This is a genomic window from Affinundibacterium flavidum (genome assembly GCF_014284175.1).
GTDB lineage: Bacteria > Pseudomonadota > Gammaproteobacteria > Burkholderiales > Burkholderiaceae_D > Undibacterium > Undibacterium flavidum.
Window position 1 is genome coordinate 1 of the sequence record NZ_JACOGA010000017.1, and the last position, 25,323, is coordinate 25,323.

Consider the following 25,323-nt stretch of genomic DNA (forward strand, 5'->3'; position numbering starts at 1 on the left):
AAACCTCCCATGGTCATTATTGGTGCCATGATGAGAAAACTCATTCATGTCGCATTTGGCGTACTAAAATCCGGCAAGCCTTTCGATTCAAGCTTGCATTCTGCTTGACTCGGATAACAGTATCTACTAGAAATCCTTAAGTCTCCAACCTATTACAGGCGGCCTTGAGCCCGTAGGGCGCGCCGTGCGCACCAGATCTTTATCTCAGTCCTCAAAGTCGATCCTTGCTCAATCATTGGTGCGCATGGCGCACCGTACAAGGTAAAATTACTAATATTAATTGACTAAAATTTAATATTGAAGCACTCTTCATATTTTTTAGCATTAAGCCATGTCCAACTATCGACGCGCCTACACTCCCGGTGCGAGCTATTTTTTTACCGTCGTCAGCCATGCACGCAAACCCGTCTTTTTAGAAGAACGAATTCGTCAAGCATTGCGCGAGGCAATTACATCAACGCGAATTCATTACCCATTTATTATCGATGCATGGGTCCTATTGCCTGATCACATGCATTGCATCTGGACCTTGCCAAACAATGACCATCGATTCTCAAATCGCTGGGGCATGATCAAACGGCAGGTTTCTCAAGCATGTGCTGGAAATGTTCCACCGCCTCATTTATCCATTTCCCGCAACAAGCGAAGGGAAAGCGGCTTATGGCAACGAAGATTCTGGGAACACCAAATCCGTGATGAAAATGATTTCCAACGTCATGTTGATTATATTCATTGGAACCCTGTGAAACATCAACACGTGAGCAACGTCGTTGATTGGCCTTATTCCAGTTTTCATCGCTATGTCAAAACTGGACTATTGCCACACAACTGGGGAGCGGCGTCTGACGAAAACAGCAAATTTAATTTCGGCGAGTAGGGTGCGCCGTGCGCACCAAAACATCATCGCAATCACCGACACCAGTCGCTACTGAGACGTGGTGCGCGCGGCGCACCCTACGGGGAGCATCCGTGGATTCTGATAACGATCTCAAGAATCTGCGCTCTTGTGTGTATATCTTGTTCTCGGTCAATACACAACTGGGTGTTTGAGATTAAGCTAGTCGTAATTTAATCGTTCAACCACTGTCATGAAACGCCTAGCCCTCGCCCCTCACCGCCTGTATTTCTTTCTTGGTGCCATTGCTGTTTTGATTTTGTTTTCTTGGTGGTGGTTGCATGTGCAAAGCGGTCGCAGCTTGGCTGTGCCTTTGCACGCTTTGTTGATGCCTTTAGGCGTGTTTCCTCTGTTTATTTTGGGCTTCACTTTTACCGCTGGACCAAAGTGGTTGGCAGTGGATGAACCTCCGCATAATTTCTTACTGCATGGTGGTACTTATTTTGGTGGTTTGGTGTTGGTCTTGATCGCCTCGACTTTGGAGTTACCACCTCTGCGTATGTCGGGCTTTGCGCTGATGTTGGCGGCGTGGTGTGCGGTGACTTTGCGTTGGGCGCGGCTGGTGATTCATAGTCAGGTCAAAGATAAACGCCATCCGCAAGCTTTGCTACTGGCAATGTCAGGTGGCGTGTTAGCGATAATCTCCGCATTTTTGTGGAGCGCAGGCCTGAATGATGCTTGGATTGCGGCACGTCAGCTCGCTTTCTTTGCCTTCCTCTTGCCAGTGTTTTTGACGGTCTGTCATCGTATGTTGCCCTTCTTTAGCAGCAATGTGATCAAGCCTTATGCGATGTGGCGTCCTTATTGGCTGTTGGCTACTTGGATCGCTGCTTGTTGGGGACTCGCGATTGCAGGCATTTTGGGTGCGCATGTTGTTGAAGCCCTAATCGCCAGCTTACTCAGTTTAAGTTTTGCAAATACTTCGTGGCGCTGGGGTTTGTTCCGCAGCTTGCAAAATCGCTTATTGGCGATGTTGCATCTGTCGTTTGCCTGGCTAGCGATTGTGTTCGCATTGCAAGCAGCAAGTGCATTTGGCGCGCAAATTGGTTCTGCGATGGTGCATGCATTAGCTTTGGGCTTTATGGGAACCATGCTGGTTGGCTTTGTCAGCCGTGTGAGTTTTGGTCATAGTGGCCGTCCTTTGCAGGTCAACAATTTGTTATGGGCGATTTATCTGGCCTTGCATGTTGCTGCTTTATTGCGCGTCGCTGCCAGCGTGACGGCGATTCCACAGATGATGACGCTGTCAGCTAGCGTCTGGCTGGTATTGCTACTGACTTGGGTGGGCTTGATGCTGCCGATTTATGTGAATGCCCGCGCGGATGGCCAACCCGGCTAATAGCACTGTCTTCAGTCAGAAATATCCGGTGCAAATATCCGGTGCCATAGCGTTTTCACATTCAACATCAATATGCACCGGAATGCACCGGAATCATGTTATGTTTATGCCCGTTCCCACTCTGGCATTTACCTACTCATGCAAGCTTTGTCCTCCAAAGAAATCAGCGCGGTTCGTGCTGAATTTCCCGCCCTACAAATTCCCAATCAATGTATCTTCCTCGATAATGCTGGCGGCTCTCAGGTCTTGAAACGTGTCGCCAATCGCATTCATGATTATTTGTTGAGCTCTAGCGTACAACTAGGCGCGACATACGCAACGTCCACCACAGCAAGCGCACGCGTGACAGAGGCCAGACAAGCCATTGCTGAGCTCATCAATGCCGCGGATGATCGTGAAGTGGTGATGGGTGGTTCGACCACGGGTCTGATGTTTCAACTGATACAGGCTATCCTGCCCAATGTTCATGCAGGCGATGAAATCATCCTCACAAACACGGATCACGAAGCGAATATCGGTGCCTGGAAGCGCCTGCAACAAGCTGGTGCCGTCATCAAAATCTGGCAGGTGAATCCAGAAACTTTGCAACTCGACTTAAACGATTTAGAAAAATTACTGAGCACCAACACCAAATGGTTGGCGATGACTTATGCATCGAATGTACTCGGCACAATTAATCCAATTGCTGAAGTTGCCCGTCGTGTGCATGCGGTTGGTGGCCGTGTCTGCGTCGATGCGGTAGCGTATGCACCACATCGTCTAGTCGATGTACAAGCCAGCGGCGCTGATGTATTGGTCTTTAGTTTTTATAAGGTATTTGGCCCGCACTATGCGGTATTGTGGGGTCGGTTCGAGCTCTTGCAGAGTCTCGCGAATTTAAATCATTTCTTTATCGCGGAAGACAATCTGCCGTACAAACTACAACCGGGCAATGTGAATTTTGAATTGTCGTACGGCTGCCAAGGAATCACCGATTACCTGGTAGCGATGGGTGAGCAATTTGGCGGAAGCGGCAAGCGCCGTCAATTAATGCAATACGCGTTTGATAAATTTGAAGCACACGAAAATTATTTGGCGCAACGATTACTGGATTTCTTAAATTCGAAATCCAGTGTGCGCATCATCGGGATGCGGCAAGTTCATGAAGGCGACGCTAGTCGTGTACCGACGATCAGTTTTATCGTAGAAAATACGCAATCGGAAACTATCGTAAAACACATCGATCAATTTAATATCGGCATACGCTTTGGCGATTTTTATGCGCGACATTTGATCGAGGCCTTAAATCTGCAACAGTACGGTGGAGTCGTGCGAGTATCGATTGCGCATTACAATACGGTAGAAGAAATCGCGCTATTGATATCGCACCTGAACACGATTATTCCTTAATGTAAAGATATTCCAGCCATGCCCTATTCACTCGACAAATTATTGGTTATTGGGATTTCATCACGTGCCCTATTTAACTTGGAAGCGGAGGAAGCAATTTTCCAACAGCAAGGATTAGACGCTTATCGCCAGCATCAATTAGCGCATGAAAACGAAATTCTCAAACCTGGCGCTGGCTTCGCCTTAGTCAAAGCTTTACTCAAACTTAATCAACTGACACCTGACAAAAGATTGGTTGAAGTCGTCATTATGTCGCGTAACTCTTCCGAGACTTCCTTACGCATCTTTAATTCTATCGAACATTACGGCTTAGATATCAGTCGCGCTGCTTTAGCGGGCGGTGCCTCTTTATCACCGTACTTACAAGCCTTTAATGTCAGTCTGTTTTTGTCCTTGCACGAAGACGATGTACAAGCGGCGATCAATGCTGGTGTCGCATCCGCACTGCTGTATCAATTGGCAGAAAACGTCGCTGACCTTGATCAGATTCGCATTGCCTTTGACGGCGATGCCGTGATTTTTTCGGATGAAGCAGAAAAAATCTATCAATCAGATGGCATAGAAGCCTTTGAACAACACGAGCGCGAGAATGCGAAAAAGCCCTTACCTGAAGGCCCATTCGCCCGCTTGCTGGTCGCACTTTCATATATTCAAAATAATTTCAAAGCGCCCGATGGTCGTGCTTTACCTCTGCGAACTGCTCTAGTAACTGCCCGCTCATCACCAGCACACGAACGAGTGATACGCACTTTGCGCGCTTGGAATATCGCGATTGATGAAACCTTCTTCATGGGCGGCGTGAATAAATCCGCGGTGCTGGCGGCATTTAAGCCGCATATGTTTTTTGACGATCAGCACGGACATTGCATGCATGCCTCCAGCGTGGTGCCGACAGGTCGCGTCCCTTATAAACAATAATCATTTGAAGACTTTAATATGGAAATCAAACTCGATGATTTGAGCGGCAAGGAAATCACCGCTTTAATTCAATTTCACCTAAATAATATGGCGGAAATTTCACCGCCAGAAAGCTGCCATGCGCTGAGCGTCGACAGCCTTAAAAGCGACAACATCAGCGTCTGGAGTGCTTGGAAAAATGGCGAATTATTAGGCTGTGGTGCGTTGATGGAATTAGATACTCTGCACGCAGAAATCAAATCAATGCGCACCGTCACCGCTCATCTCGGTAAAGGCGTTGCGGCACACTTATTGCAGCACTTAGTCAAAGTTGCCGAACAGCGCGGCTATCAACGTCTGAGCTTGGAAACTGGCACGGTCACCGAATTTTTACACGCGCGCAAACTATATGAAAAATTCGGATTTGTCGAATGCGGCCCTTTTGCCGATTATGTACTTGATCCACTGAGTTATTTCATGACAAAAACACTAGCCACCTAGCTAGCAAATATTCTCGATTTTTAGGGAAATCCGGAGCAAAACTCGGCTTTGGTTCCTTTTTTTCATCAAGTCATAACTTTATGTCCTTTGTTGCTTCAAAGTGAATTGGCTACACTAGAATACAAGAGGATAATTCAAGTGCTTAAATTGCCAGAAATGACATTCATCTATCACCTTGTGACCGCCTACGGTATTAATCAATAGAGAAATAATATGACAACCAACATCCACACCCTACTCGCCGATCTCGGCGTTAATGTCGCTGACTATCAAGGACAAGACCTACACAGTATTTCGCCAATTAATGGCTTGCCACTCATGAGCTTGCGTGCCGACACAGCAGATCAAGTAAAGCAAAAAATTGACCGCGCCCACGCCGCCTTTCTGGAGTGGCGTAAAGTGCCTGCACCGCGTCGTGGCGAATTAATCCGTTTATTCGGTGAAGAATTACGCACGCACAAGGCTGCCTTAGGTCAAATCGTGACCTTAGAAGCGGGCAAGATTTTGCAAGAAGGTTTGGGTGAAGTGCAAGAAATGATCGACATCTGCGACTTCGCGGTGGGACTGTCGCGCCAATTATATGGTTTGACAATTGCCTCTGAGCGTCCGGGACATCGCATGATGGAAGTCTGGCATCCAATCGGCGTCGTGGGTGTGATTTCCGCCTTTAACTTCCCGGTTGCCGTCTGGGCTTGGAATGCAGCACTTGCCTTTGTCTGCGGCAATAGTGTGACTTGGAAGCCTTCCGAAAAAACACCTTTAACGGCAGTCGCTACCCATGCCTTATTCATGAAAGCTGTCGCACGTTTCAATGCGACTAGTGCTACTGGAAATGATGCACCAGAAGGTTTAGCTGAATTGATCATAGGAGCACGTGACACTGGCGCACAAATGGTAGAAGACAAACGTGTCGCCCTAGTATCTGCCACCGGCAGTACACGTATGGGACGTCAGGTAGCCGAAGTATGTGCCAAACGTTTGACGCGTACCATATTAGAATTAGGCGGCAACAACGCTATGATCGTTGCTCCAAGTGCTGATCTGGAAATGGCGGTACGCGCGATTACCTTCTCTGCCGTCGGTACTGCAGGTCAGCGCTGCACGACCTTGCGTCGCTTATTTGTCCATGACAGTATTTACGATACGCTCGTACCACGTTTAAAGAAAATCTACGAAGCGCTACCTATCGGCAATCCTTTAGAAAAATCTACACTGATCGGTCCGTTGGTTGATCAGGCCGCTTACGAGGCAATGCAAACTGCATTGACTGCAGCAAAAGCAGACCAAGGCAAGGTCTTTGGTGGTGAGCGCGTTGTCGTTGCGGGCGCTGAGTCGGGCTACTATGTACGTCCTTCTATCGTCGAAATGCCTAGCCAGACAGCGCATATGCATCACGAAGTATTCGCACCAATTATGTATGTCGTCCGCTACACCGATTTACAGCAAGCGATCAACTGGAACAATGAAGTACCACAAGGTTTGTCCTCCAGCATATTCACTACCGATATGCGCGAAGCGGAATTATTCATGTCAGACGTCGGCAGCGACTGCGGCATCGCCAACGTCAACATCGGCCCGTCAGGCGCAGAGATTGGCGGTGCATTTGGCGGCGAAAAAGATACCGGCGGCGGTCGTGAATCTGGATCGGATGCATGGAAAGCGTATATGCGTCGTTCTACGAATACGGTCAACTACAGCCATTCTTTACCTTTGGCGCAGGGTATTAGTTTTGATATTTAATATTTGATAGAGAAGTCGTTTAAAAACTTGAACCGCAGAGTACGTGGGGGATATTGTTTTCAATTCCAAGTAAGCGTTTGAAATTTGTGTAATCGTTGGGTGGCGCCCTTCTTCCGCTGGGGACGATGTAATTTGTGTGTGGCAGAAAATGGGATAAGAATTGCGAATGTTTCAGGTGTAGCGGGGACTTCGAGGCACATGTGCCTCGCCCGCGAAACGATTTGCGCTCAGCAGCGCAAATGCGCCCTGCAAGGGAAGCGAGTTTTCGCAATTCCCCATTTTTTGACATGCACAAATTATGCTGAAGCGTAGCGTAAGCACCCGAAGGGCAAGTCTGCGGTCGCCTTTCTTTTGCTTCCTTTTCTTTGGCGAAGCAAAGAAAAGGAAGTGGCTGCCGGGCCACCCCCGGCTTAGTTCTACGAAGTGCGAACATTTCAAGTAACACCAAAAGTAAACCAACAATGCAAACCATCACCCCAGCGCAAGCATTAGCCCTAGTCGAGCAACACTGGCACCTCAGTGGCATCGCCAAAGAACTTCCCTCTTACGCTGACCGCAATTTCAAAATCCATACACCACAAGGTAATTATGTCTTCAAAATTGCCAACCCCAACTGGTCGTATGCTGATCTCGATATCGAAAACGCAGCCCTACTGCATCTTGCCAAAACTTGTCCCGACCTAGCGTTGCCACAAGTGATGTTGACCGGATCTGGTCAGCACATTTTGCCGTACACCACTGCCAGCGGTCAGGCTTGCCACATGCGCTTACTTAGCTTTGTTGAAGGGGATATTTATGCGAATGTGGCGGTGCGTGAAGATATCGATCATACCTACCTGCAAACCAGTTTAGGCATTGCGATCGCTAAATTGGATCGTGGCTTACAAGATTTTCAGCATGCGAGTATGGACAGATATGTGGACTGGAGCATCAGTAACTTACCTGATTTACGAGATGAAATCATTCATGTTGCAGAAGACGATTTACGCGAATTGGTAACGCGCCATACCAATTATTTTGCCGAACATGAAGCGACTTGGAAACGGACGTTACCAATGTCGGTAATCCACAATGACGCCAATGATTTTAATGTGATCGTCGCCGCCAATGTGACAGATCCAAAACCGCATGTGAACGCAATTATCGATTTTGGCGACATGTGCCGTCACCTGCGCATCGTCGATCTCGCGATCACTATCGTGTATGCCTTGCAGCATGTGGATGAGGATCAAGCAGTACGAGATTGCATGCTGGCGATACTACAAGGCTATCAATCGCAATACCCTTTGAGTAAGCAAGAAATCCAGATTATGTATCACGTAATCATGGCCAGATTGAGTCAAAGCATTTTGATGGCAACCCGTGCTTATCGCCACAATCCCGCCAATGATTACATTTTGGTTTCGCAAAAAGGTGTGCGTCGCCTGATACGTCAACTCGATGCTATGAATTACCAAGAATTACAGCACTTATTTTTAAGCGTACTTTAAATTCACCGATAGCCCATCATGCCCACAACTGTCGCCCCTATTCCCAATCGCAGCCCAGAAGACATCATCGCACTGCGTCGCAAGCACTTAAATCCCACTTTAAGTATGTCGTACAAACAACCGCTAAAAATGGTGCGCGGTGCAGGTGCTTATTTATATGATCAAGATGGGAATGCTTATCTCGACATGGTGAACAATGTCTGCCACGTCGGGCATTGCCATCCGGCGGTCGTCGCCGCTGGTCAGGCGCAAATGGCACAACTCAATACCAATACACGCTACTTGCATGACAATATCGTCGAATATGCGAAGCGGCTAAGCGCAACTTTTCCATCCGAATTGTCCGTCGTTTTTCTGACCAATTCCGGCACCGAAGCAAACGATCTCGCTTTACGTATCGCCAAAACCTATACCCAAGCGAATGACATCATCGTGGTCGATCATGCCTATCACGGTAATTCGCCAACCATGATAGAACTCAGCCCCTACAAGTTTGACGGTAAAGGTGGGCGCGGTCGTCCGGCGCATATTCAAGTCGCTGAAATCCCAGACGATTATCGTGGTCGCTTCCGCAAAGATGATCCTGAAGCTGGCGCACATTATGCAGAGGACCTGCAACGCGCGATTGCAGCGATCCACGCCCGCGGTGAAAAGCCCGCCGCTTTTTATTGTGAATCAGTCTTAGGTTGTGGCGGTCAAGTTGTCCTCCCCAAAGGCTATTTACCAGCAGCCTACTCCCATGCACGCGCCGCTGGCGCAGTTTGTATTGCAGATGAAGTGCAAGTCGGCTTTGGTCGCGCAGGTGATTATTTCTGGGCGTTTGAAGCACAAGGCGTTGTTCCAGATATTGTGACCATGGGCAAACCTATAGGCAATGGGCATCCTATGGGCGCGGTAGTCACTCGTCCCGAAATTGCGCAAGCATTTATCACCGGCATGGAATACTTCAACACCTTTGCCGGCAATCCCGTGTCCTGTGCAATTGGCCTCGCGGTTTTGGATGTCATTCAACAGGAACACTTACAAGCACACGCCAAACAAGTCGGTGATTTTCTCATGCAAGGTTTAAATGAATTGAAATCGCGCCACGGCTTAATTGGTGATGTGCGTGGTACGGGTTTGTTCATAGGTGTGGAATTAGTGAAGGATCGCACCAGCTTAGAACCCGCAACAGCCGAAGCGAATGCGGTGATTGAATTTCTAAAAGCCCATCACATACTACTGTCAACCGATGGGCCATACGACAATGTCTTGAAGCTAAAACCGCCTATGGTGTTTAGTATGGAAAATGCGAAAGAGTTCTTGCTACAACTGGATCAAGCATTCACATGCCTGCGAGGGTAAATATGCACTTCAAGATTGAACTTGCGTTTTGAAAAGCGATCGATATTAATCGGAATTTATTAAGTCCCCTATTACAGCGCAACAAAAAAAACCCTGTTCAACTCACGTCGAACAGGGTTTTTTACATTAACGCCTCAATTATTTCAAGCGATAAGTTGCAGACACATAGAGATAACGTCCGCGTGGGTTACCCCAGCTTGAGTTGTATCCCAATGAACTTGCTGGATCAAAGGCTGGATCCTTATTGAACAAATTATTGATACCTGCACGCAATGTCAAGTCTTTAAAACCAGAGTAAGAACCGGACACATCAATCAACGTGCTGCTATTGATTTTCAGTCCTTCTGCATATTGGTCGTAATAGCTATTATTCGTCAACGTTGGGGAACGATCAACTTTAAATGCGCCAGTATAGTTTGCGACTGTAGTCATTGACCAATCCGCTTTATCCCAGCTAACACCCAATTTTGCCAATACACGTGGTGTACCGTATTCTCCAGCTTCGCAAGCAGTGTTATTCGGGCAGTTGATATACGGATCATCCGGCAACAGAGAGAAATCGTAATGACGTGTGAAAGTCGCTTCTGAGAAGAACTTAAATTTACCGTTGGTATCAGTTTTCAACAGAACGCTACCGTCAACATCGAAACCATCTGTCTTAACTTTACTACGGTTAATCAGGCCCGCACGTACTTCTTTCAACTTACCTACCAATGGGCCGATCTTCGCCTTATCAGCTGCGCTCAAGGCTGCATAGAAAGTACGATCGTCGTCACTGATGTCATAACGCGTGACATTGCCTTTGTATGGACCATCTTCACCTGCTAAGACTGTGTCATTGTCCAAGCTCTCAACACGGTCATTCCACTTGATATTCCAGTATGTCAAACCAAAACTAGTGTTTTTGATCGGTTCAATGACAAAACCAAGATTGAACATCTTCGCGTTTTCAGGCTTGAGATCTTTTGAACCAGACAAAAGTGACAATACGGAACCGTCACAAGATTGACCAAAATGAACATTACCTGGTAAGCAGCGCTTAGGATCTCTTGAACTTCCAAACCCACCTCGACCATCATTAAATTGTTGAGATAATGTAGGTGCACGGAAAGCCGTGCTATAAGTTCCGCGCAACATGAACGTGTCTAACGGACGATAGATGATGCCCACTTTAGGGTTCGTTGTATTACCGGCAGATTCGTATCTGTCGTGACGTACCGCAATATTTGCTTCCAATGTTTTTAGCACTGGCAAATTAGCTTCTGCGTAGACGGCTGACAAAGACTCAGAACCATTGATGCCGCGCAAAACAGAATAGATACCAATTGCGCCATCGCGCCAAGCTTGGGACGGATCATATTCCAATTTTTCACGTTTATATTCTGCACCAACCGCGACGCCAATTGGGCCACCAGGCAATTTACCAATTTCGGTCGTTGCATTGAATTTAGCAAAATCGGTTGCTGTAGACGTGTTGGTGTGATGATCAGCACTCAGCTCACTAATAACCTGCGCAGAATTGTGATTGCCACCGAATGGGTTATATTTGCCCTCTGCAAGATATTGCTGCAATTTATCATGCATAAAACTGCCATAAATACGCGTATTACCTTTTTCTTGACCGTGACCAACTGTAGTTGTCAATTCCCAGTCATTTACCTGCGCGATCAAACTTAATGTTGCTGACAGTGTATTGACATCCGTACCTGTGCCGCCCTCAGCCGCTTGGAAATTGCGACGAACACGAACAGGAACACCGTAGGTATTGAATTTATTATTGGCAGGAACCAGCAGCACGCCTAAGCGATTCGCATCTTGAATCCAAGCAGGTGATGAGAGTTTGCGTGTTTCGAAGTGGTTATAGAACACGTTACCTGCTAAGGTCATCGTCGGGGAAATGTCCCAGTTTGCATTTACTACCGCGCCGTAACGGGTAATAGGTGCAACCAAGTTGATTCCTTCACCTGGAGCGTAAAAACAAGCATTGCGATTAGGTGCAGCAAACCATTCCGGTGCATCTGGATATGGTTTGATGTGATCTTTAGCGCATTCTGGATCTGGCATACGTTGTGAGCCACCCAATGACAAAGTACCTGGATCAGTACCGTTTGCACCGTAGACGCCACCAAATATCAAACCACCATTTTTATTCGTGAAATCACCGTTTTGTGTCCATGCGCGATCAACTGCACGAATAGCAGTGCGTTTTTCAGCACTCGCAGAATAGGTAACATTGAAATTTTGAGTGGCACGGTCACCAAAGCCACCAGAGACAGCTACTCTAGATGTTTCACCGTCACCTTTAGCAGTTTGGCCGTAGCTTGCATCAAGATTGAGACCTTTATAGTCTTTCTTCAAGATGAAGTTAACTACACCGCCAATAGCATCAGTACCGTAAATAGCGGATGCGCCATCTTTAAGGATATCAATACGTTCAATCGCGGAAAGTGGAATGCTGTTCAAATCAACAGAAGTAGAACCACTGTACTCATCTGATCCAGACATAGGCAAGCGATGTCCATTCAACAAAACGAGTGTTGGAAGTCCACGAAGTTTAACTTCAGTTGCACCATTACGGAATGAACCACTTCCTGCGTATTCACCACCGTTACCGCCAGCGGAAGTCAGGTTACGCATAACATCAAGTACCGAAGTTGCACCCGAGCGAAGAATTTCTTCTTTAGTAAGAGTCGTAACCGGAGAAACACCTTCCAGGTTAATACGTTTAATATTTGAACCAGTAACAACCACACGTTGAGCCTGGTCGGTTTGCTGAGCGTCTTGTGCTTGTGCTGAGGCAGCCAATAAACTGGCTCCTGCTAACACGGTAAGTGCAACACGAACTGCGCGCACTCCCATTTTTTCTTGAAATAACATCGATAAACTCCATAAATTTTAACAAACATGTGTGCACTTTAGAGATAGGCCGCTTTCGTACATAGCAAAATCCGACAACCTTTTATGCGCGATCAAAACATTTCATCTCTTATGTAGCGTGTCAATCTCAAACATCTAATTTATTAGGACTTACATAAAATTGCACTGGTCAAGCATGAAGCTGACCGTACAATTGCACAAAGACACCAGCATCTTGTCAGCTTCTATTTTGCGTAAGTCCTAAATCAAATAAAATCAACGGCGGGATTATCGCGCATTTACATGAAAAACTGCTGATTAATTAACACTCTCCTTATTACATATAAATATATACAGAATAAAGTTTTGCATATTCTGTTAAATATCGACTAAGTAGCGAATAACCAGAAAATAAAAAAATAATATTCGAATTGGAAAAAAATTTTCTTTTACAGTGTTGTTTCTTCGCACTTTTCCACAAAAAAACTTTGATTACATGTCACTGATATGCTGGAAAAATATTTAAATTATTTTTACGTAGTTTAATTGCAATAAAATACAACGAAGTCACCATTAATAAATAAAATATTTTTTAACGAAACTTTTTTTACTGAAATATATCAAATAATCAAAGACAATGAAAAATTAATTTCAAAATTTTTTATTCTTTATAGAACTTGGCTCATCATCACAATTACATCAACAGGAATCAGAATGAAAATAAAAACAAACTTATTAATTCTCGCTAGTATTACCAGCATCAATATAACGAGCTCGGTACTTGCTCAAGAAAATCTTCCCTATCAAAAACCACCACAATCCATTTTAGAATTGGCTGACGTAGTCCGCGCTCCTGCAGTCAGCATGGATTCTAAGAAGCAGATGATGTTGCTCAGCTATCGTAATACTTACAAGACGCTGGCAGAACTCAATCAAACCGAAATGCGCCTTGGTGGCTTGCGTATCAATCCTGTCACGAACATTTCCAGCTCCACCAATTATCTAAACAATCTCAAGCTGCGCAAAGTCAGCGACAGCGTAGAACAACAAGTTAAAGGTTTGCCGCAAAATCCTTTGATCGCGAATATCAGTTGGTCGCCAAATGAAAAGAAAATTGCCTTCACACACACTACTGACAAAGGTGTGGAATTGTGGGTGATTGATGTCGCCACCGCGCAGGCAAAAAAATTAAGTACCGCAACAGTCAACGCCAATCTTGACGCGCCATTTATCTGGTTTAAAGATAGTGAAAGTCTCTTGGTAAAATTCTTGCCAAAGAATCGCCCTGCCTTACTCGATGCCAGCAAAGACTTGCCAACGGGTGCCATTATCTCGAATTCGGGCGGCAGTGTTTCGCAAAATCGGACTTACCCTGATTTGTTAAAAAACCGCAATGACGAAATCAATTTCGAAAACATTGCCAGTTCCGAACTGCACAAAGTCAATATCAATGGCACCAGCAGTCTATGGAAAAAAGCCGATATGTTTGCGGGTGAAAGCTTTTCACCAGACGGTAAATATTTGATGCTGAGCACGATACAAAAACCATTCTCCTACATTGTTCCTGTGAGTCGCTTCCCAAGTAAAACAGTGATCACGGATATGACCGGAAAAATAATCAAAACCGTCAACGAAGTTCCGCTCACCGAAACCATGCCTAAAGGTTTTAGTGCAACACGTGAAGGTAAACGCAGTATGAACTGGCGTGCAGACAAAACAGCCAGTCTGAGCTATGTGGTCGCGCTGGATGGTGGTGATCCGGCCAAGAAAGTGGAATTCCGCGACGAGGTTTTCCAATGGGATGCACCGTTTGAACAAGCACCAAAATCCTTGGTCAAAACAGCGCAACGCTACGCTGGCATCACCTGGGGCAACGACAAAATTGCGATCATCAGCGATAGCTGGTATGACACGCGCAATGAAAAAACTTACTTCTTTAATCCTTCTGATGCGAACGAAAAGCCACGTCTGGTGTTTGACCGAAACTCACAAGACATTTACGCCAATCCAGGTCGCTTCGAAACCAAACGCAATCAATATGATCGCCGCGTCTTAGCCATTGAAGACAACAAAGCTTATTTGATTGGCGCAGGCCATAGTAAAAAAGGGCAATTCCCGTTCATCGATGCAATGAATCTCGACTCGCTGGAAAAAACCCGTGTTTACCAATCTACTTACACCGATAAAATTGAAAATATTCAATCGATAGAAGATGTGGCCAAGGGTGATGTGCTGGTGCAGATACAATCAAAAAATGATTACCCTAACTTCTACTTCCGCAACATCAAAGATAATCAACTCAAACCGATTACGCAATTTAAGAATCCGTATGAAGGTTTGAAAAACGTCTCGAAAGAAGTCATCAAGTACAACCGAAAAGATGGTGTGCAGTTATCCGGCACTTTATATTTACCAGCCGGTTACGACAAAACAAAGAAAGAAAAACTGCCTTTATTGATCTGGGCTTATCCAGCTGAATTTAAAGATAAAGATTCTGCAGGCCAAAGCACACATAATCCAAACGCATTCACGGCACCAAGTTACGGTTCCTTCATCTATTGGGCAACGCGTGGTTACGCGGTGTTAGACGATGCAGCATTTCCAATTATTGGTGAAGGCAAAACCGAACCTAACGACAATTTCGTTCCGCAATTAGTCGACAATGCAGAAGCGGCAATTGATGCGGTCGATGCGCTTGGATACATCGATAGACAGCGCGTGGCAGTCGGTGGCCATTCTTATGGTGCGTTTATGACGGCGAACTTGCTGACCTACTCCAAATTATTTGCTTGTGGTATTGCGCGCAGCGGTGCCTATAACCGTACGCTGACACCGTTTGGTTTCCAAAGTGAGCAACGTAATTATTGGGAAAGCCCTGAGGTGTATACCAAGATGTCGCCTTTCATGAATGCCGACAAAATGAAAACGCCGATCTTATTGGTCCATGGTGAAGCGGATAATAATCCTGGTACATTCACTCTACAAACTGAACGCTATTTCCAAGCCTTGAAAGGCTTAGGTGCACCGGCGCGGATGGTGATTTTACCGAAAGAAAGTCATGGCTACGCTGCGAAAGAAAACATCTTGCATTTACTGTGGGAGCAAGATCAGTTTCTGGAAAAATGTCTGAAGAAATAATGTCAGTGTGATCAAACAAAAAAATCCCGAAGCTCAGATCAAACTCAGATCAATGTCGGGATTTTTTTGTGCTGAATTAAGCCGCTTTATGGACGTACTTGTATGCCCAAACTTTCTGGCGTCACCCCAGGAACAGGATCACACTCGCTGATCAATCGATGCGGCGCCCCATCACATACAAAGACTTGATGCTTGCCCTTAGGCGTACGTTGCGGCTCACGGTAAATGTAAATCTCGCCATCGCCCGTTCCCTTTTTGTCGTCAAAAATTCGATTTAACAGTGACAAGGGAAATTTACCTAAGCTCTTACTCGCAATTTTTTTGTTCACGACTTCCGTTTTTCCATAGTTGACTTCGCGCGTACGGTGATTGCGTATCGCATGAATCATCAGAAATGTCGGTGTGTGATCATTAGTTGGTAGCAAGCTGCGAGTTGATCCCAACAAGAAAGCTGCTGCGCAGGCCGACGCGCAACGCCCTATCGCTTCGGTACGCAATTGATGACGATTAATCAGTACCTCTATCTTGTCCAAAATAATCGTGGCGGCCGCACCAGCACCGGGTGAGTCTTCAAACTGCAAAGTATTAAAGACACCGGGATTCATCGCGAGTGCGGCTTGAATTTGCGCCACACTATTTAAGTTGAGTTCACCTTGCAGGGAAATGCGGCTGAAATCGTTTACCACGCGATAAGATTTGACTGCCACGACGCCAAAGGCAAAGATCAAGATTAAGAGTTCGGCGAACGTGATGCGCCAAGGATGTGATTGCTTATGCACTTCTGATTTTCAGTTTCAAATTCATTTTTTTAATTTAGTTTCGATTTCCAGCCTACCATGTCAGAGCAAAAAATCTGCATCAATGTTGAACGGAGATACACATTTCCAATCATGTTTATGAAAAATGTACCGAAAAAAACACAAAATCTACCGTTTCAACACAAAAATATTTGTGCACCAAAACATTCCAAAGTAAGAAAAGTGAAGTGATTCCGTTAAAAATTCGCACCAGTTTCGTGAATTTGAAAATCAACACTGGCCAATTTCGCACCAAGAAATTGCATGCAAAAATCTACGTGCACGATATACGATTTGAGAATAATCCTCATACGAAATAGCAATTTCGCTGCATTAAATTCTGCACGTATATTGACTCCATCGGCTTCGCAATTTCGATCAATATTTCTCTCAATGTGGACTAAACAATGCTGACCCTGCCAATACCGGTGTGTAGACTCAGCAAGGTAAAACACTTTGAAGAATTATTTATTCACAACCAAAAGTTGTCGTGAAGTCGTCCTATTTCTTAACCTAAATGGAGCAGCTATGAAAACCTCAACACATTTCTCTCGTACCGCATTCTCGACAATATTAGCTACATTATTGGCAGGCTCAAGCCTCATCGCTAGTGCCAGTGAGAGTTCGAATCCATGGACGAATAATACTTGCAGCGCCCCTGAATACGATGGCAGCATGTTGCGTGGTGACGAAAAAGGCTCCGTTAAATTACGTTTCACGACCGATGCCAGTGGGAATGTCGTGGATGCGAAAATCGAAGAATCCAGCGGCCATGCAAAACTTGACCGTGCATCATTGGCAGCGCTGAAAAGCTGCCGTTTCGCTGCCACGAATAGTATCAATACCAGCGCATCAAACGACAGCAAAGCCTCACGCTTAGTGACATTTGCCTGGATGATCAAATAGGTTTACAACATGGGAACAAGTGGCTAAGCGATAAGGCGACAGAGCAACAGCGCAACAAAGTAACGAGGCGGTGAAGCGACGAAGCCATCAAGCCACAAAAAAACTAAAAGGCGGTAGTAGAAAAAAACAAGCAGGCAAAGTAGTATCTTTGCCTGCTTAGTTTTTTGTACTAACTAATTTTTGTACTAGCTGATTTTTGTACTAGTGACTGGCAATTTTCACAGGAAATCGGTACGCCAGTTTTTTACCCAATCAGGAATATCAGCCGCTGGCATAGGTCGGGCAATGCCATAGCCTTGCGCTTTCTCACAGCCTATCGATAATAGTTTTCGACCATGCGCAGTGGTCTCGACACCCTCCGCGATCACGCATCGATGAAACGCAGTTGCTAAGCCTATTACCCCTTGAATGATGGTTAGATCGCCTTCATCTTCTAACATATCACGCACAAAACTTTGATCAATTTTGAGTATCCGCGCAGGCAGGCGTTTCAAATAGCGTAGTGACGAATAACCGGTACCAAAATCATCTAATGCAAAAGCGATACCCATAGACTGACAAGTCTGAATCACTTGTGAAACCTGATCAATGTCGTCGAGCGCACTACTTTCCAAAATCTCCAATTCCAATTTTGAGATCAATGACTTCGGATAGGCTGCTAACTGTGTTTGCAAGCGCTGCGTAAAATCCGCCTGTTGCAACTGCAATGCTCCGACGTTCACACTGACCGAAATATCCAAACCCAACGCCCGCCATTGCATCATCTGCGCCAATGCCGTCGCAATCACCCATTCTCCCAGCTCGATACTGAACAGATGATTTTCTACTGCGGGCAAAAAATTGGCGGGTGAGAGTAATCCTTTAGTTGGATGCTGCCAGCGTATCAATGCTTCGGCGCCAAACACTTCACCAGTCCGCATATTGACTTTGGGCTGATAAAACAAAACGAATTCACGCCGTAGAAATGCCTGTTGAATTTGGGTTAAATCGTCGCGCTGCACTTTAATTGCGGCGTCCTGCGCGATGTCAAACAAGTGGAAACAATTTTTACCGGCTTGCTTAGAGAGATACATAGCCTGATCCGCATGACGCAACAACTGCTCAGCGTCAACGCCATCTTGCGGATAGATCGTGACGCCAATACTGGCGCTGACTTGCAAATCGACGTGGTGCAAAGTTAGCGGTTCAGATGCGGCCGACAATAAGCGACTGAGCACAGGCTCGCAATCCTTGCTTTGCTCTAGGTCCGTCAGGATCGCGACAAATTCATCTCCACCGATTCTTGCTAAAGTATCGCCTTCGCGCAAGGCAGCGCGTAGTCGCCCAGCAACAGTGATAAGTAGTTCATCTCCCATGCTATGACCATGAAGATCATTGACAGTTTTAAAACCATCCAAATCCAAAAACGCTACTGCCAGTGAATTGCCACGTCGCTGACATTGATGCATGGCTTGCTGCATACGATCAGCCAACAGTACTCGATTCGGCAAGTGAGTTAAGGCATCGTAATGAGCGATGTGTTCCAACATGCCGTTGGAACGCTCTAATTCTGAGTAAGCATTTTTCAAGGCAATTTGCGACAATTTTTGTTCGGTAATATCTTGGAAAATACCCGTCAAACGTATAGCTTTACCTTCATGCATAGTCACGTTGCATGTCGTTCTGATCGAAATTTTCCTTCCCTTGACCGTAAATTTTTCCAGCTCAAGATCGTAAGCCTCGCCCGCTTCCGTAGCGCGTTCCAACGCTGCCAGTAATTTAGTTTTAGACTCTGGTAAGAAGTAACTGATGCCTGCATCTATCGTCGGGTCAAATTCTGCAGGCGTCGTATCATGTATGCGATAAGTTTCCTCAGTCCAGGTCAACTTTCTGGTACGCAGGTCAATTTCCCAACCGCCAATTTGCGCAATTGCCTGACACTCGGCCAGCAATTTTCGCGATGTCGCAAGATCTTGTTCAATGCGCTTACGATCACTAATATCTTGTGCCGTGCCGGTTAAGGCGATCACTTTGCCTGTCTGGTCAAACAATGGTTCGCTCTTGGCTTCTATCCACAGTACCTCACCATTTTCTTTCGGATAGCGAAAATCTAACTGGCATCGTTTTTGGCCATGGAGGTATACGTCATACATCTGTTTGAATTGCGCCTGATCATCAGGGTGTACGCGTGCAATAACTTGCTCTACTAATGGTGGTCGCTGCTTGGGATCGAAACCAAAAATCCTATACATTTCGGCGGACCACACTGCTGTATTTTCTACAAAATCGCGCTGCCAACTTCCGATTTTCGCCGTCGCCTGCGCCGCCGCTAAACTGCGTTCGCTATTTTGTAACGCGATCGAATTTTTCTTGCTAAACGATATGTCGGTATTGGTTCCGAACCACTGCAATATTTGTCCATTCTGGTCACGCAAAGGCAATGCGGAAGCAATATGCCAACGGTATTCACCATCGGCGCGCCGCATGCGAAATTCAACTTCGCAAGGGTCACCAGTGGCGATAGATAACTGCCAGCGTCGGCGCGCCTCTGGAAGATCGTCGGTGTGAATTAATTGCTCCCACCCTTCCCCATAAATACTTTCTTTGGGAACCTTAAAAAAATCCAAGGCGCGTTGGTTCACATAGGTAATCCCGCCGTCACGATCGGCGGTCCACACTTGCTGTGGGATAGTTTCTATTAATGTACGAAAGCGTAATTCACTTTCATTGAGCGCGTGCTCTATGGTTTTTCTCTGTGTGATATCACGGGCAATGCCAAAAACTGCAACAATCTCCCCTGCGGGATCGCGCACCGGGCTGGCACGCATTTCCATCCAGAGCGAACGCCCTTTCAATCCGGTAATCTTGAATGTCAGACTTAATTGCTCGCCGTTACATACTCTGGTGTGCAAGTCTAAAAAAGCGGGACGAAATTTATTGTCAACCAATTCATCTAAAAATGCGCCTTCTACTTGTTCAAAACTATCTGCCTCTATCAAGTTCAGACCTGCAGCATTGATTTGCAGTAAGCGACCATCTAACGAAATCAGCTTCAAGCATTCAGAAAAGACATGATGCAAACTGGGTTCATTAATAATTTTCGTCAGATTCAATAGTGTATTTGGCATCGTTCTTTTCAGCATAGGTGAATCGACTTTGTGACAGGTCATAGAACAGAGAATCTACGTAAGAGTTTCTCACAGACCAAGAAATGATGCTAGAAATGATGTCAGAAATGCGGCGGGATTGAGGCAATCAATAAAAAACTTGAAGCATTTCTGCAAACGCTTCAAGTTTTATTAAGACATAGGCAACAACTTTAAGGCTGCGTCTTTTGTAGATACTTTTGCTGGTATTTTTCAGTCAAACGCGATTGCTTGGTGCTGATATCCACTCCTCTGCCTTGAATGTAGACCTGCTCAACCTGGCTAGTCGTCTCTAAAGGGTCACCCGTGGAGACGAAAAAGTTCGCCAATTTGCCCGCCTCTAAAGAACCCAGTTTATCGGCAATCCCAAGAATCTGCGCAGGGTACAAAGTAATTGCTTTCAAAGCTTCATTCGAGTCTAAACCAAAAGTCGCTGCAACAGCCGCTTCGTAAGGCAAGTTACGTTCATTCGGCGCGTCATCATCGGTACCGCTACGCGCGATACAAAATTGCACCCCAGCCTGCGCAAGCTTTGCAGCAACCGTGAAGTAAGCATCGTAATCAGCACCACGACGCATAGGCAGTTTATGAATGCCAGTCACAATTACTGGTACCTGCTGTTGCTTCAATACATCTGCCAAGACTGGTGCATCGGCGCCACCAACAATCACCGCTTTCAGGTTATAGCGTTTGGCAAAATTCAAAGCAAAGCGAATTTGACTGACGTCTTGCGCATGAAAATACACTTGCCGTTTGCCAGCTAAAGCAGCTTGCATCGCTTCCCAGCGCACATCGATTTGCGTGCCATCGTTTTGCGCGCGTGCATCACGATAAGTAATCGCCGCATCGAAGGCATCTTCCAACATCTTTAATCGCTGCATACTAGATTTACGAATTTCGTCTAATCGCGTATCAAATGGCGCTGGAAATAATTCAGGATTAAAGCGCAAATTCGGCAAAGTGATATGCAAACCCACTTCTGCTTGCACCGCCATTTCCTCCCAAGTCCAGCCATCCATTTGTATCAATGCGGAAGTGCCATTGATTAATCCAGCGGGTGAATTCGGCACCGATAAACTAGCGAGCACGCCGTTGGCACGTGCCGTAGTGATCAATTCTGAATCTGGATTCACCGCAACCAAAGCACGGGCGTTTGGATTGATTGCGCCTGCCTCCGCATAATCAAGCGTGGCACGCACAGACTGGACTTCAGCTAAACCCATAACCGTATTAGCGGCAATCATGCCCGGATAAATGTGCTTACCGCTGACATCGATCACCTTGGCATTGGCGGGTATTGCCACTTGATTGCCAAGCGCAACGATGCGGCCTTTATCAATCAGCATACTGCCATTCGGAATATTCTCGCCGCTGATCGTATGCAAGGTCGCGCCTTTAAATACCAAGGGTATTTTTTGCGCTGCCGCTGGTACATTATCTGAGGCTTGAGTCAAGCCACTCAAAGCAGACAAGATGCTCATAGCAATCAGGCTTGCCGTGCTGATCTTCGCACGCTGCACGCAATGAGTTAATACAGTTTTCTTCATCATAGAATTTGGATTCGAGGTTAATTGTACGAACGGTAAAGAGGAGAATTTACTCAATGAGTTCATCATCATTCTTCTCCTGTACATTCATGTTCTTCTGCACCCATCCAATAACCAGTGCGATGTTTGCTCAACATGTGCATCCAATGTTGTAACTCCAGATACACACGATTCGCTTCCAACATTTCTGCGGCTGTTTTTGGTGCGCTCATTTTTTCCGCAACAGCGTCTTTCGGCTTCGCATTTGGTGTTGTTGGCGCTGCTGTCCGATTCGCGATCACACTAGCTGCAATACGTTGACGTTCTTCTTGAGCTTGCTGACGCAAGCGCGCATCGGCCGCCAAATCAAAGTAACGACGACCTTCAATCCAGGTTTGTTCAGCACGGCTGAAAGTCGATAAAGGGCTGGTATTCCAGATCACAAAATCAGCGTCTTTGCCAACTTCTAAGGAACCGGTTCTGTCATCGATGTGCAATTGTTTGGCAGGATTTAAAGTGACGAATTTCAAGGCTTCTGTTTCAGACAAACCACCATATTTCACCGCTTTTGCCGCTTCGGTGTTGAGGTGGCGCGCCAACTCGTCACTGTCCGAATTGAAGCTAGTCACAACGCCCGCTTTGTGCATCAAAGCGCCATTAAATGGAACTGAATCGCTAACTTCCATTTTATAACCCCACCAATCGGAGAAGGTCGAACCACCTGCACCTAAGGCAGCGATTTCGTCAGCGACTTTATAACCTTCCATCACGTGTTGGAAAGTACCTACCATCAAATTAAATTCTTTCGCAATCCGCGCAAACATCAGAATCTCATCTTGACGATAAGAGTGAATATGGATCATGCGCTTACGGTCGAGTAATTCCACCAAGGTATCCATCTGCAAATCGCGACGTGGTTCTACCATCGTGGAAGGAGACTTACGCCATGCTTCACGTTCTTCTTTATAAGCGCGAGCAGCTAAGAATCCACTACGCAAAATTTGCTCAACACCCATCCGCGTTTGTGGGTAGCGACCAGTTGCATCATTGCCCCAATTCGACTGTTTAACGTTTTCACCTAAGGCAAATTTAATCCCTGGGAACGCGCCTTCCAATTTCAAGCCTTCAGCATCCGAGCCCCAACGCATTTTGATGACTTGATTTTGCCCGCCTATCGTGTTTGCCGAACCGTGCAAGACGTTCGCCGTGGTCACACCACCTGCCAGTTGACGATAGATATTGATGCTACTGGCGTCAATTACGTCCGCCACGCGCACTTCCGCAGTAATGGAACTGGTACCTTCATTGATCCCCTGCATCATCGCAGTGTGCGAGTGTGCATCGATAATGCCCGGGCTGATGTGTTTGCCGCTGGCATCGATGATTTCAGCATTGGCTGGCGCTTTCAGATTGCTGCCCACCGCGCTGATTTTTCCATCGACTACGAGCATATCTGCCTGCTCAAGTTTGCCCGCTTTGCCACTGGTCCATATCGTCGCATTTTTAAGTAATACTGCGGCTGATCGATTTGGTGTCTGCGCTGCAAATGGTCCCGCTGGATAGACATTGCTCCAGGCGGCGACTGCTTTTTCCGCTTTAGCTGGCGTTGTGTCTGGATTCGCTGCCTTGGTACGGCTGGCGGTCCATACTACGGCTTTCTCTTGACCTTGTTGTAGCGTCCCCGTCAAGCTGTCGCCACGACCTTCTGCGACAATCGCAGTGTCGCCGTAGCGTGCTAGCAATTGATTATCACGCAAGGTCAAATCGACATTGACGCCGTCGATATTCAACATTGGTTTCGCCGCTGGGCCAGTGATATTCCAGCTTTGCGTCTTACCACCTGCATTCACAGTCCAACTGCCGCGTAGTTCGAAACGATTATAGTTTTCGGTGACGAATGGTTTACCGTCAACAAAGGTGATTTCAATATTTGCTTTGTCATCACTGAACATATCGCCACTGGCAACCACAATATTGGCTAAGTGACCCGGAGTCAAACTGCCCAGACGTTTTTGCTCTCCAAGTAATTTTGCCGGTGTCGTAGTTAACCCAGCGAGTGCCTGATCGATACTCAAGCCGCGACGTATTGCTTGACGCAAGCGCATCCAAAAATCTTTCTTGGCATCTTTCAAACCTGCCGGAGTGATCGCGAATTCAACACCCGCTTTATCCAGCATTGCCAGATTTGACGGTGCCTGTTCCCAGTGCTGCATCGCTTCTAAAGAAGTATCCAATAACATATCGGGATTCTCGACTTCTGGCGCGTTAGGATACGCGAGCGGAACAATCACCGGCATACCACCTGACTTTAATTGCTGAGTACGGCGATATTCATAGCCATTGCCTTGCAAAATCACACGCAACTTAAATTCATCGCGGATCTTTGCAACACGTTGATACGCTTGTTCATTATCGGTAGCATAAATAACTGGCTGGCGACCTGCCAATACTGGCTTCAAGGCTTCCAATGAATCATTCAACTGTGGCCGTTCTGATTTTACTTTTGACTCTGTAGCACGCTGATACCACTGTGCGTCATAGAAGGTCTGGCGCACTTGTGCGATCACACCCATCAATGAACTTGGATAAGCTGCACCACGTCCGGATTCGAGTTCGTTTGCCATGTGTTGTGCTACGCGCGTGTTCAACACCAAGGACTTCGCGTTGTCGCTACCGTTCAAATTAATCAGCGCACTTTGTCCACGAAAGATTCCCGCGCCAGGTGCAGCCAATACTGTCGTAAAGCCTAATTCGCGTACGGCTTTGATTTCATCTGCACGCACTTCTAATTGATTTGATACATCTTGTTCAGGCCGGACGCGCGGGTTTTCACTCGCTAAGGCACGACCATTCACTACACGTGGCGCGACAGTACGTGCCGCCGAAGCAGGGCCAACGGGTGCTGCTGGCGATAGGCCTGCGGGTACCGCAACACTACTTGCCATATCGATGAATCCAGGATACACCGTGCGCCCATCCAGTTTCCAGACCTTAGCGCCAGCGGGCACGGACAAATTCGCCCCTGCCGCGACAATCACGCCATCCCGCATGATTAAGGTGCCGTTTTCTACCACTTTACCTGGTGCCAACACCAAACGTGCGCCTGTCAACGCGTGCCAGCGCGGATTATTTTCGTGTAATCCCTCAATTCTGGCAGTACCCACCTGCGCACTTGCATAGGCAGATAGCAGGCTAAGTGTGCCCAACATCACTGCGGAAATAGGCTTTAGTCGCCAACGAATTTGCATATAGTCTCCTCAACTTGAAGCAACAAAGGCCGCGTCTCAGATACCGTCATCTGTCCTCGGCGCCATTTTTTTAATTCTTAAAATAGTGGTGTGATCTTAAATTTGATCTCAATCCCGATCGAACACAACAAA

General features: G+C 46.4%; 15 protein-coding genes and 1 pseudogene. 11 read left to right on the top strand and 5 right to left on the bottom strand.

Going from position 1 to position 25,323, the window contains the following annotated elements; translation table 11 throughout:
* The 9 genes and pseudogenes from H8K55_RS16780 to H8K55_RS16820 form a co-directional block, all read left to right on the top strand.
* A pseudogene (locus H8K55_RS16780) lies at window positions 1-108 on the top strand (IS110 family transposase); the annotation flags it as partial.
* Window positions 109-331: 223 nt separating this feature from the next.
* On the top strand, window positions 332-877 hold the full coding sequence (locus H8K55_RS16785; RefSeq protein WP_186943220.1) for an REP-associated tyrosine transposase: 546 nt from the start codon (window positions 332-334) through the stop codon (window positions 875-877).
* A gap of 211 nt (window positions 878-1,088) precedes the next feature.
* A complete protein-coding gene (locus H8K55_RS16790; protein WP_186943221.1) occupies window positions 1,089-2,234 on the top strand; it encodes an NnrS family protein in 1,146 nt (381 codons plus the stop codon).
* 138 nt (window positions 2,235-2,372) lie between these two features.
* Window positions 2,373-3,623 (top strand): cysteine desulfurase-like protein, encoded by a 1,251-nt coding sequence (locus H8K55_RS16795; RefSeq protein ID WP_186943222.1) that lies wholly within the window; start codon window positions 2,373-2,375, stop codon window positions 3,621-3,623.
* Between the two features lie 18 nt (window positions 3,624-3,641).
* Window positions 3,642-4,541 (top strand): 5'-nucleotidase, encoded by a 900-nt coding sequence (locus H8K55_RS16800; RefSeq protein ID WP_186943223.1) that lies wholly within the window; start codon window positions 3,642-3,644, stop codon window positions 4,539-4,541.
* A gap of 18 nt (window positions 4,542-4,559) precedes the next feature.
* On the top strand, window positions 4,560-5,021 hold the full coding sequence (locus tag H8K55_RS16805) for a GNAT family N-acetyltransferase (protein WP_186943224.1): 462 nt from the start codon (window positions 4,560-4,562) through the stop codon (window positions 5,019-5,021).
* A gap of 213 nt (window positions 5,022-5,234) precedes the next feature.
* The gene (amaB, locus tag H8K55_RS16810; protein WP_186943225.1) at window positions 5,235-6,761 is read left to right on the top strand and encodes an L-piperidine-6-carboxylate dehydrogenase; all 1,527 of its coding nucleotides are present in this window, start codon (window positions 5,235-5,237) and stop codon (window positions 6,759-6,761) included.
* 461 nt (window positions 6,762-7,222) lie between these two features.
* The gene (locus H8K55_RS16815; protein ID WP_186943226.1) at window positions 7,223-8,251 is read left to right on the top strand and encodes a phosphotransferase; all 1,029 of its coding nucleotides are present in this window, start codon (window positions 7,223-7,225) and stop codon (window positions 8,249-8,251) included.
* A gap of 18 nt (window positions 8,252-8,269) precedes the next feature.
* Window positions 8,270-9,595 (top strand): aminotransferase class III-fold pyridoxal phosphate-dependent enzyme, encoded by a 1,326-nt coding sequence (locus tag H8K55_RS16820; RefSeq protein ID WP_186943227.1) that lies wholly within the window; start codon window positions 8,270-8,272, stop codon window positions 9,593-9,595.
* Between the two features lie 138 nt (window positions 9,596-9,733).
* Here the strand turns inward: H8K55_RS16820 and H8K55_RS16825 are convergent, their stop codons facing one another.
* A complete protein-coding gene (locus H8K55_RS16825) occupies window positions 9,734-12,472 on the bottom strand; it encodes a TonB-dependent receptor (protein ID WP_186943228.1) in 2,739 nt (912 codons plus the stop codon).
* A gap of 693 nt (window positions 12,473-13,165) precedes the next feature.
* On the opposite strand from H8K55_RS16825, the gene H8K55_RS16830 reads away from it, so the two are divergent.
* Complete coding sequence (locus H8K55_RS16830) at window positions 13,166-15,589, top strand: alpha/beta hydrolase family protein (RefSeq protein ID WP_186943229.1); 2,424 nt, start codon at window positions 13,166-13,168, stop codon at window positions 15,587-15,589.
* 86 nt (window positions 15,590-15,675) lie between these two features.
* Here the strand turns inward: H8K55_RS16830 and H8K55_RS16835 are convergent, their stop codons facing one another.
* Window positions 15,676-16,368 carry a hypothetical protein gene (locus tag H8K55_RS16835; RefSeq protein WP_186943230.1) on the bottom strand — a complete coding sequence of 231 codons (693 nt, stop codon included), beginning with the start codon at window positions 16,366-16,368 and terminating at the stop codon, window positions 15,676-15,678.
* Between the two features lie 546 nt (window positions 16,369-16,914).
* Between H8K55_RS16835 and H8K55_RS16840 the strand changes: the two genes are divergently transcribed.
* Window positions 16,915-17,292, top strand: coding sequence for an energy transducer TonB (locus H8K55_RS16840; RefSeq protein WP_186943231.1), 378 nt, complete (start codon window positions 16,915-16,917; stop codon window positions 17,290-17,292).
* A 218-nt stretch (window positions 17,293-17,510) separates the two neighbouring features.
* Here H8K55_RS16840 and H8K55_RS16845 read toward each other — a convergent pair whose 3' ends face one another.
* The 3 genes from H8K55_RS16845 to H8K55_RS16855 all read right to left on the bottom strand — a co-directional run bounded on the left by H8K55_RS16845 (window position 17,511) and on the right by H8K55_RS16855 (window position 25,191).
* Entirely contained in the window at window positions 17,511-20,399 is a 2,889-nt protein-coding gene (locus tag H8K55_RS16845) for a GGDEF and EAL domain-containing protein (RefSeq protein ID WP_222612512.1), read from the bottom strand.
* Window positions 20,400-20,590: 191 nt separating this feature from the next.
* Window positions 20,591-22,033, bottom strand: coding sequence for an amidohydrolase family protein (locus H8K55_RS16850; protein WP_186943232.1), 1,443 nt, complete (start codon window positions 22,031-22,033; stop codon window positions 20,591-20,593).
* Window positions 22,033-25,191 (bottom strand): amidohydrolase family protein, encoded by a 3,159-nt coding sequence (locus tag H8K55_RS16855; RefSeq protein ID WP_186943233.1) that lies wholly within the window; start codon window positions 25,189-25,191, stop codon window positions 22,033-22,035. The genes H8K55_RS16850 and H8K55_RS16855 overlap by 1 nt, the downstream gene beginning before the upstream one ends.
* Between the last annotated feature and the right edge of the window lie 132 nt (window positions 25,192-25,323).